At 40.9% G+C, this 10464-nt stretch carries 11 protein-coding genes; 5 read left to right on the top strand and 6 right to left on the bottom strand.

Features of this window, described 5'->3' with window-relative positions:
* Positions 1-967 precede the first annotated feature (967 nt).
* Positions 968-1360 (top strand): YgzB family protein, encoded by a 393-nt coding sequence (locus ACFSMW_RS20305; RefSeq protein ID WP_390358131.1) that lies wholly within the window; start codon positions 968-970, stop codon positions 1358-1360.
* 195 nt (positions 1361-1555) lie between these two features.
* Here the strand turns inward: ACFSMW_RS20305 and perR are convergent, their stop codons facing one another.
* The 6 genes from perR to ACFSMW_RS20275 all read right to left on the bottom strand — a co-directional run bounded on the left by perR (position 1556) and on the right by ACFSMW_RS20275 (position 5650).
* Positions 1556-2002, bottom strand: coding sequence for a peroxide-responsive transcriptional repressor PerR (gene perR / locus ACFSMW_RS20300; protein ID WP_390358130.1), 447 nt, complete (start codon positions 2000-2002; stop codon positions 1556-1558).
* 200 nt (positions 2003-2202) lie between these two features.
* A complete protein-coding gene (locus ACFSMW_RS20295; protein WP_390358129.1) occupies positions 2203-2760 on the bottom strand; it encodes a cob(I)yrinic acid a,c-diamide adenosyltransferase in 558 nt (185 codons plus the stop codon).
* Between the two features lies 1 nt (position 2761).
* The gene (locus ACFSMW_RS20290) at positions 2762-3715 is read right to left on the bottom strand and encodes a D-2-hydroxyacid dehydrogenase (protein ID WP_390358128.1); all 954 of its coding nucleotides are present in this window, start codon (positions 3713-3715) and stop codon (positions 2762-2764) included.
* 111 nt (positions 3716-3826) lie between these two features.
* Entirely contained in the window at positions 3827-4486 is a 660-nt protein-coding gene (locus ACFSMW_RS20285; protein WP_390358147.1) for a sugar transferase, read from the bottom strand.
* Positions 4487-4682: 196 nt separating this feature from the next.
* Positions 4683-5156 carry a thioredoxin-dependent thiol peroxidase gene (bcp, locus tag ACFSMW_RS20280; protein ID WP_390358127.1) on the bottom strand — a complete coding sequence of 158 codons (474 nt, stop codon included), beginning with the start codon at positions 5154-5156 and terminating at the stop codon, positions 4683-4685.
* A gap of 59 nt (positions 5157-5215) precedes the next feature.
* Positions 5216-5650: a potassium channel family protein gene (locus tag ACFSMW_RS20275; protein WP_390358126.1), complete on the bottom strand. Its 435-nt coding sequence runs from the start codon at positions 5648-5650 to the stop codon at positions 5216-5218.
* Positions 5651-6023: 373 nt separating this feature from the next.
* Between ACFSMW_RS20275 and ACFSMW_RS20270 the strand changes: the two genes are divergently transcribed.
* The 4 genes from ACFSMW_RS20270 to ACFSMW_RS20255 are packed head-to-tail and all read left to right on the top strand — an operon-like array spanning position 6024 to position 10419.
* Positions 6024-6725 carry a response regulator transcription factor gene (locus ACFSMW_RS20270; protein WP_390358125.1) on the top strand — a complete coding sequence of 234 codons (702 nt, stop codon included), beginning with the start codon at positions 6024-6026 and terminating at the stop codon, positions 6723-6725.
* A complete protein-coding gene (locus ACFSMW_RS20265) occupies positions 6722-7723 on the top strand; it encodes a sensor histidine kinase (RefSeq protein WP_390358124.1) in 1002 nt (333 codons plus the stop codon). The genes ACFSMW_RS20270 and ACFSMW_RS20265 overlap by 4 nt, the downstream gene beginning before the upstream one ends.
* A gap of 37 nt (positions 7724-7760) precedes the next feature.
* Positions 7761-8537, top strand: coding sequence for an ABC transporter ATP-binding protein (locus ACFSMW_RS20260; RefSeq protein ID WP_390358123.1), 777 nt, complete (start codon positions 7761-7763; stop codon positions 8535-8537).
* Positions 8509-10419, top strand: a complete 1911-nt coding sequence (locus ACFSMW_RS20255) for an FtsX-like permease family protein (protein ID WP_390358122.1) — start codon at positions 8509-8511, stop codon at positions 10417-10419. The genes ACFSMW_RS20260 and ACFSMW_RS20255 overlap by 29 nt, the downstream gene beginning before the upstream one ends.
* Positions 10420-10464 lie beyond the last annotated feature (45 nt).

Raw genomic sequence — 10464 nt, 5'->3', positions numbered from 1 at the left:
CTTGCTTTATTGAAAAAACAGGGTTGTTTTTTCATCTTCCATTCGATGACTTGCATCGAACTCGCTTGACATACTGGTCGTTTTGTTCAGTTTTCAAAGAACGAAATCAAAGCATTTTTCATTTGTCGTTTTTTCAGCGACTCCACTATCATAACATCTTCCGATGTTTGTTGTCAATAACTTTTTTAAGTTTTTGAGAAGTTTTTAGGTTTGAATCGCCTTCGTTTTTAACGACAAGAATTACTTTACCATGCTTTCAAATGAAAGTCAATAACATTATTCCATTTTATTTTACAAAAATTGTATTGAGGCGAAATAGCTGGTATAGCTGGAATAACTTTCATTTAACCAAAGTCGTTCTCTTCTACCTGCATACAATATATTTTAGATAAATGACGTTATATCATGCCGTTGGTTGCTGTCATAAACCAACCCAATTTTTTCACGGATGCGATCATTCCATTTAACAATGCTTACTAAAAGAATAAGTATGATAATTCCCATTCCCCTTTAAGCAAACTGGGGATAAGGTTATTCAGCACTGCTTTATCCAAAACTCCTATAGAGGAATTTACAACGAATCTTATACTGTCAATGCAGTCAAGCAGCCGCAACTCCCCTTTACAGACTCGGCGGGAAGACCGGGAAATATTCCATTTGAATAAGATATGGATACCAATTCAAAAGTTTCAGCTTTCCACAGACCCCTGGCTGAAAAAGAAATCACAGGAAATGTAGTCCTAGACAAGAAGTTTCGTGAAAAAGACATTAAGCTTTTATGAGATGAAATGTTGTGTTTAAGGCTCCTTTATCGCTGACAACTCATTACTGCGGTCAAACGAATAATAAGAATCAGCAGGTTAGAACCTTCCACTTATCATTTTTCGGACAGGAAATTAAATGGAGAAGTGTTCATTAACTGGAAAAAGGTGCTATACTGTAATTGTAATAGCTAAGGAGGACAAGCATGGCAAAATTATCTTACTCAAGCAAAATAAATAAGATTCGTTCCTTTGCCTTAATACTGGTGTTCGCAGGTATCTTGCTTATGTATGTAGGTATTATGTTTAAAAAGATACCTTGGCTCATGGCAACGTTTTTCATATTAGGCATGCTGGCTGTTGTTTTCAGCTGTGTTGTCTACTTATGGATCGGCTCACTTTCAGTCAAAGCCGTCCCGGTCGTCTGTCCCAACTGTCAAAAACCCACGAAAGTGCTTGGACATGTTGATGCATGTATGCATTGCAATCAGCCTTTGACACTGGATAAAAATCTGGAAGGCATCGAATTTGATGAACGATATAATAAACGGCGCTTTCGAAATGAAGCCATATCCAAAATGAAGCAAGAAAATGAATGAAATTGAATAGCATTACATTTATTCCTTTATACAAGATCCGCGATAATATCGCGGGTCTTGTTTCTTTATATATACAACCGGCCTAATTTTGGAATAAAAAAAGACCAAACCACATTCGATTTGGTCATGAATGAATAATATAGCTTGCTGGAATACCATTTACTCTTTACTCTGTGCATATAGTGAAAAATATGCTTAATGCATCTGTGCTTTCTTTTCTTCTTTGCAATTTGGACAAAGCCCGTAAACTTCCAACCGATGATGGCTGATATCGAATCCTGTCACCTGTTCCGCCAATTTTTCCACTTCATCCAAGGATGGGTAATGAAAGTCGACAATTTTTCCGCAATCACTGCAAATGATATGGTAGTGATTAGATGTATTGCAGTCAAATCTGCTGGAAGAATCTCCATAGGTCAACTCTCGTACCAGTCCAATTTCACGCAAAACACGCAAATTATTATAGACCGTAGCCACACTCATGTTTGGGAACCTTCCCTCAAGTGCCTTGTAGATCTCATCAGCTGTCGGGTGTGTCATTGAATTTAACAAAAAATCAAGCACGGCATGACGTTGTGGTGTTATTCGTACACCAGCTTCTTTTAATGTATCAATTGCTCGCTGCAATTTCTCTGCTGCCACCGCCATGCACCTCTCTTTCCAAGATAATTTATATACTGTAATTATTAGATTATAATTCTTATAATTAGTGTACCCTCAATTGATGAGTTCTGTCAACAATAGCATATTCAAAAAAGATAATCATTATGACTTTGCGCATTTTTCAGAACAAGGGTTCCTGACATCCTTCATTTGATAATCAGCGCACTGCCGATCACCAATCATACATCTGTCCGCAACAGCCTTTCTTCGCCGCCAAGCTGTTTATTGACGTATCGTGAGGCAACAAACAACAGATCTGAAAGGCGATTCATATACGACAATGCGAGTGAACCGTCTAACTCGTCTCCAAGCGCAGCTATCAGCCGTTCTGCTCTGCGTACGATTGTACGAGCAACCTGCAACGTACTTGACGGTTGGTTCCCTGATGGGAGCACAAAGGTTTTTAAAACCGGTAATTCAGCATCCCACTTGTCGATTGCTGCCTCGAGTTCTTTAATGTGGTCTTTAGTCAGTTTCCAGTAAACTTCCTTGCCAATAGGTGTAGATAACTCTGCTCCGACATGAAACAAAACTGTTTGCACACGATACATCACCTGCAAAAATGCATCCTTCTCCTGCCAATCGACATCCTCTAAAAAACTTAGCGCCAGGCCAATCATCGCATTCGCTTCATCACACGTTCCATATGCCTCCACCCTAGGATGGAATTTCGGGACACGCTTGCCATATACGAGAGAAGTTATTCCTCTATCACCTGATCTGGTATAAATTCGCATCTTAATAGCCTCGTGAAACGTCGATTTTATTTTGCATATTTTCTTGATCATCCCGTAAATAGGCTTCCAAATTATGGTCGAATATCTCCAGCGCCCGCGTCATATAGGCAGGAGAAACACCCGACAAATGTGGAGTCAAAGTAACGTTTCGTTCATTCCAGAGCGGGCTGTCTTCAGGCAGCGGCTCTTGTTCGAACACGTCTAGCACTGCATGAGCGATCTCATGATTGCGTACAGCTTCCAGCAGCACATCGGTACCGACGGCATCCCCGCGTCCCATATTCAAAAACACAGCATGCTCCGGCATTAATTTAAAATGCTCCATTGTATAAAAATGATAGGTTTCTCTTGTGCTTGGCATGACAGAAACAAGGAAATCCGCTTCAGGCAGCAGTTTTTTCAAATCAGTATTGGCATGGTTCTCATCAAAATAATCGACTTTTCGCCCGCTTCTCGAAACACCGACTGTTTTCATTCGAAATGCCTTAGCCAATCTGGCTACTTCTTGGCCAATAGCCCCAGTTCCCGCAATCAGCATCGTTTTTCCGCTTATTTCATTCATACGCAAAGATTTTTCCCATTTGTGCTCGTTTTCGTTTTTCACCAGGGTTTTTTCCTGTCTGTATACCTGGAGCAGCATGGAAATAGCATATTCTGCCATTGGAACCTTATGAATTCCTCTGACGTTTGTCAGAATAATATCCGCCTCTTCAATCTCTTTCAAAGGCATATCATCCATACCGGCAGAAAACAGCATAATCCATTTCAGCTGCTTCGCTTCCTGAATTAATTCTCGGTTCAAGTCTCCGCCATATGTAACAAGTACATCGGCAGTGGGCAAAAATGCTTTTGCCTGCTCCATATTTTTAAAAAAATGAAACGATTGCGCTGGGTATTTTCTCTTCAGGTATTCTCGTTGGTCGTCAGTGAGCTTGGTTGAAAAAAGAATCTCCATTTGCTTCTCCTCCATGTGGCCAATAGTATAGCCTTATTGTATCGGGAATGACCAACGATGGAAAACAAAATGTTCAGTATACGTTTTATTTATCTAATCAGAATGTCTTCTCTACTTCCCTTTTAAGATGGCGCCAATCGTATGAATGACAATCTTTGTATCCAGACGCGCGGAGCAATGATTGATATAGAACAAATCAAAACGCACTTTCTTGCTGTGCTGTGAATTGGATAGACGATGGATTTGCGCATAGCCGGTCATCCCTGGCTTCACTTTCAATCTGCTGGCTTGATAACGATCATAGTGGCATGCAATATCTGGATACTCCGGAGCCGGTCCTACCAGGCTCATATCGCCCCTTAACACATTCCATAATTGGGGCAGATTTTCGATATGATGTTTTTTTAGCCATTTCCCTGTCCTTGTAACAAGGCAATGCTGGTGCTTGATGTGAAGCTCATCGGGGAGTCCATTTTCCCAAGATCTGGGACTCGGATATGGGGGGAAAGCGTGAATGACTTTTGATGCTGGCGTAGTAGTTGAAAAACTGTACATAATAAATGGACGTTTATTTTTACCGATTCGTGTTTGCCGAAAAAATACAGGACCGGCTTCCTTTTTGTGGAGAATTAGCGCAATAATAACGAAGAGAGGCAATAATACGATGAGCAGTGCCAAGCTGACAGTCACATCAAGTAATTTTTTCATGAAAAAATATGAATTAGGCTTTTCAATAGGATTGGATTCGGATTTGAGAGAAACCTGCTGCATGTTCACAAGAATACCTCCATTTTCAATAGATTGCTATCATCTTATGACACTATAGCAAGTGATATGAGCTTGTTTACTTTCAGTAATGAAATTGAAATATCTTTTACCAGCTCAAGTTTCCATATCACCACTGGGACTAACAAAAAAAGCTCCGGCCTTAAGACCGGAGACAGTTAACGCTGGCTAATTCAGCTTATCAAGCCAGGTTTTCACGGATATATGCGAGTGCCGCTTCCACATGTCCTTTCACACTCACTTTACGATATTCCTGCTGAACTATCCCATTTTTATCAATGATAAAAGTAGATCGCTCAATACCGTAGTATTCATTGCCAAAGTTTTTTTTCAATTTCCAGACACCATACTTCTCCGCTATCTCATGGTCTTCGTCTGCCAGCAGCATGAATGGCAAATCATGTTTTTCCATGAATTTCTGATGTCGGCTGGCAGGGTCAGGACTCACCCCTAAAATCACGGCGTCCACATCTTGAAAACTCTCATGATGGTCGCGAAAATCACACGCTTCAGTTGTACATCCGGGGGTCATATCTTTCGGATAAAAATATAAAACGACATTCTTTCCTCGAAAACCACGTAAGGAGACTGTTTCGCCCTCCTGGTTCTGTAATTTGAAATCTGGTGCTTGTTTGCCGATTTCTACACTACTCATTGTCAGACCTCCAATTTCAATACTGTTAACTTCACTATAGCATTGAAAATATTGTATTTCTACTCTTGGCGATCGCGCTGATTGTTTTGGACAATACGCATGACGAAAGCTGCCGGCAGTACATAACCGACAAGAGCCTCGATCAGTGCTACCAGACGGCCAATCCCGACCGGGGTGATATCACCGTAACCGATAGTCATCAGGGTCACACCACTGAAATAAAAAGAATGGATAAGGGAACCGATCATATTTACTGGATCCAGACTGCCATCTTCCACAAGGATGATCCCCTGAAAGGAAAGGATGAAATAAATCATGCCGAAACCAATAATGAAAATACTGTACATGATAAGCAAGGTATAAAACATCTCCAAAGAAAAACGCTCCGAAAACCACTTCCTGCTCTTTCTGCCGCTTCCTATGACAAAACCGTAAAAACTGAGCAGCATAACAACGCAAACCAAGGCAAGTACCAGCCAGCCAACCAATCTCATTTTTATGCTCCTTTTGTACAAGGGGAAAATCCCTGTACATTAATACGTGATCACTGCAGGTGCAGCGAGGGGATGCCCCCATATCTTGTTATAATATATATGCGTTGATGGGGGTTGGCTTGTCATTCTTTTTGCAATTAAGGTAGGATATAAGGAAGAAGGAATCATTCATTTTGAGTGGCGCCAATCAACCTTTATCTTCACACACCTTATCCATGCATGGTTGGTTGCGCTTTTCCTCTCCAGCTATGGAAACGGGAAGCTGCGAGTAACCAACTCGCGTGCCATATATAAGCTGGTTTAGCACTCAGCAGAATCCATGCTGAATAAAGCTTCATTTATATAAAATCAAAATCAAAAAGGAAGGTTTGCGATGCAGCAAATATATCTGATAGAAGACGACCCGAAAATTGCAGCTCTATTAAAAGATTACTTGGAAAAGTATGCCTATGGTGTGACTACTGTTGAATCATTCGACAATGTGCTGGAAGAATTTACTGCGTTATCTCCCCACCTGGTTCTGTTAGACATCAATCTGCCAAAATTCGATGGTTTTTATTGGTGTAGAAAAATTCGTACTTTATCCAACTGTCCTATTATCTTCATTTCTGCTCGGGACAGTGGTATGGATCAGGTGATGGCTATCGAAAATGGTGGTGATGACTACATAACAAAGCCGTTCCAATTCGATGTCGTACAGGCAAAAATCAAAAGCCAAATGCGCCGGACATATGGGGAATATGCAAAAAACGATCAGACGGACATGATTGATATCAATGGCCTCGTTCTCCATCTGACAGCTATGGAAGCAGAATTTGGTCAACAGCGTATTACCTTGACAAAAAATGAATTTACGCTGCTGAAGACTTTCGCTCAAAAATTGAACCAGGTGCTGAGCAGAAGTTATTTGCTTGAAGAATTATGGGATGATGAAAACTTTGTCGATGACAATACACTTTCTGTCAATATGACAAGATTACGGAAAAAACTGGAAGAGATAGGTATCTATGACAGTATTCAAACACTTCGCGGCGCTGGCTATAAGATGATCGATTCCTGGAGCAGCAAACCATGATGGCTTTTCTTAAGGACCAGCTATCTTATATTTTGTTTTTTTATTCCCAATGTGCCTTGATTATCATTACAGTCCAGCTTGCCGCAACCATCGACAACCATAGCATTGGAATGGACACGGTCACCTACATCATCCTGCTTGTCACCGTTTGTTTAGCTATTTTCCTTTTATTTCGTTATATGAAGCTAAAAGAATACTATCAGCTAAGAAAACTGCCCTACAGCGATGAATTACCCGATCCTCCTAACAAGTTGCTGGCAATTATTAGGGACCAGCAGCTGGAACAGACAAATCAATATACGGAAGAAATCGAGATGCTTAAAGAAGAGAAACTGATGGAGTTCAATTTTATTCAGCAATGGGTTCATCAAATGAAGACGCCAGTTTCTGTGTTACAGCTGATTTTACAAAAGGAAAAAGAAAACATGGAAGAAACATTACAGCAGAACATGCAGGAGGAACTGGAAAAGCTGCAGCAAGGGTTGGAGCTTGCTTTATACCAATCAAGGCTTCAAAAATTCGATCGTGATTTTCTCGTTGAACAAGTATACTTGCAGGAAATGGTCAGGCAATCGATACAGGAGTTCAAATCCAGCTTCATTCGAAATCAAGTTTTTCCTTCTTTGGAAATAGATAAAGAAATAATTGTCGCAACCGATGCTAAGTGGTTCCGTTTCGTGCTAAATCAATTGATTTCAAATGCTATCAAATATTCCCGGCCAGAATCCGATAAGATTTATTTCACCGCCGAGCAACTTCATGGACAACGGAGATTGATGATTCGCGATACAGGATGCGGGATACCATCCCAAGATATCCAGCGGGTGTTCGATCCTTTTTTCACCGGCATCAATGGAAGAACTTTTCATGAATCGACAGGCATGGGGCTTTATTTATCCAAAGAAATCTGCAATGCACTTGGCCATGAACTTCATGTTTCTTCAAATGTAAATATCGGAACTACCGTGACCATCACATTTGTTCGAGGAGACGAATAAAACAGATAAAAACATCAAAAAACAGGAGGATGCCACTATGCCGCTTTTAAAAGCAGATAATCTATCAAAAATTTACGGCAGCAAACGGACTGCCTCACATCAGGCGCTGAGCCATTTTCATCTGAATGTCGAACCTGGGGAATTCATCGGGATTATGGGGCCATCCGGGAGCGGAAAAACCACTTTGCTCAACCTCCTGTCCACCATTGACAAACCGACATCTGGAAAAGTGATCATTAATGGTACTTCGATCACTTCTTTGTCGAAAAACAAACTTGCTGCGTTCCGCCTGCGTGAAATGGGATTTGTTTTTCAGGACTTCAATCTATTGCCAACCCTGACAGTGAAGGAAAACATTCTTCTACCGCTCACATTGGAAAAATGTAAAATAAGCGAGATGAAAAAAAGGTTGGAGCATGTAGCCAAAATACTTTCACTCGATTCGTTTTTACATAAACGAATCCACGAAATATCCGGAGGCCAGATGCAGCGCGCTGCGATCGCCAGAGCAGTCATTCATGAACCTGCAGTCATCTTCGCAGATGAACCAACCGGCAATCTTGATTCAGCGTCGTCATTACAAGTGATGCAGACATTGCAAATGCTTCATGAGAAAAAACATACGATACTCATGGTTACACACGATCCATTTGCCGCTAGTTTTTGCAGACGTATTATCTTCATCAAGGATGGAAAATTCTTTAATGAAATCATGCGCGGCAGCAACCGGCAAAGTTTTTTCCAGGATATTCTAAATGTCCAGTCACTACTGGGAGGAAATACAGATGACTTTCATACAATTCGCTTTCAATAATGTCGGACGCAATTTACGGCAGTATGTCAGTTATTTTGTCAGTTGCACCTTTGCAGTGACAGTTTTCTTCATGTTTGCTGTAATCGTCTTTCATCCAGACCTCCATTTACTGAAAGCAAGAGAAATCGTACGAACTGCAGTATTTGCTTCAGAAGTGATGATTTACGGGTTTTCTTTCTTGTTTATTTTGTATTCTACAGGGGCTTTCATCAAGTCACGCAAAAAAGAATTTGCCGTGCTGATGACGCTGGGCATGAGAAAATTTCAGTTAAATCTGATGCTTTTCATAGAAAATACAATTATCGCGCTGACAGCTATTTTAGCAGGCATCGGAATCGGCGCCTTACTCGTCAAACTGTTCATGATGGTTTTTGCCGCAGTACTTGGACTGGAACAGGCGCTGCCATTTTATTTCCCGGCTACGGCAATCAAATGGACATTCTTCTTGTTCCTATTCATGTTTGAAGCAACGACATTAGTTGTCGTAATGACGATGCGGAACAAGCCTATCTTACATTTGCTTCGAATACAGCAGGCAAGTAACCGCAATCCGAAGTTTTCATTTATCATCAGTGCACTTTCCATGCTGGCGATCGGTTATGCATACTATCTTGCCTATACAGCTAGTCTTATCAGCATGATGCTTCGCATGTTTCCGATTCTTGCTCTGGTCATCCCTGGGACCTATTTCTTTTTCAGTCAGTCCCTTATAGCATTGACAAGCATAGTGAAGCGGATACCGCGAATATATTTCTTTGGGAAAAATATGCTCGTTTTTTCCGATATGGCCTATAAGTTCCGAGATAATGCGAAAATGCTTTTCTTTGTCACCATTTTGAGCGCAGTATCCTTTACATCATCTGGCATCCTCTATAGTGTTTATAATACAGTCGATCAGCAGCTGGAAGATTACATGCCGCAAGATTTCAGCATGGTCAGCTTGAAGAACAAGTCGGACTTCCATCAATCTATGAAAAAAGTGGAGAATGAGCTGGACGAAAATGACATCCATTTTAACGCTATGTACAGCACATTCATCATATTGCGCCTGGATGGCGGCAAGCAATGGGATCATATCCCAGTCACGGCCTACGCTTATTCCGATTTCGTACGAATGGCAAGGATGCAGCATAAACAGCATGCTCTACCAGCTATGAGTAACAAAGGTTTATTACTCTGGCCGGCAGTTCTTCCTGCTTATCCATACAAAGTCCCATCGACCATGGAACTGTCTTCAGACCACATGAAAAAAAGCATCCCTATCGCTATGGCTGAAGATATATACAACTCAACGCCATATGCAGGTTATAGCATCATTTTGCCAGACAATACGTTTCAAAAATTTAAGAACCAAACAGCGAAAAAACATATCCACGAGCAGTACGCCATCCAATTGGCAGATTGGCGTAAAGACGTTGACACGCTTACTGCTATCGAAAAGACCGTTCCTAGTGAACATGCGGATGTACAGTCCAAAGGTTCTGTTTATTTGAATATGAAAAACGGAACATCCTATTTTTTCTTTTTTGGTGTGTTCATCAGTATTTTGTTTTTTTTAGCTGCCGGTTCAATCCTATATTTTCGCATGTATCAAAATATTGATAAAGACTTATACCATTATCGCTCCTTGTATCGCATCGGTCTGACCAACAAAGATATGCGAAAAATAGCAACAACAGAGCTCGGTTATTTGTTTTTTATCCCGTTTGTTATCGCGGCACTTCATGCGGCATTCGCATTCAAAGCATTGCACAATATGCTGCATGCCTCATTATTGACATCAGTATCATCCGTGATCGGCATATTTTTCATATTGCATTTTTTCAATTTCATTGTGATACGCAATATCTATACTGCCAAACTGAAACAGGCGATGAAATGATCATTTAAGTCAGCAAGCCGATTCTTGACTTACTGCACAAGTATA

This window comes from Tigheibacillus halophilus, from assembly GCF_042683165.1.
GTDB classification, from domain to species: domain Bacteria; phylum Bacillota; class Bacilli; order Bacillales; family Amphibacillaceae; genus Tigheibacillus; species Tigheibacillus halophilus.
This window is presented reverse-complemented; position numbering and strand designations above follow the sequence as displayed.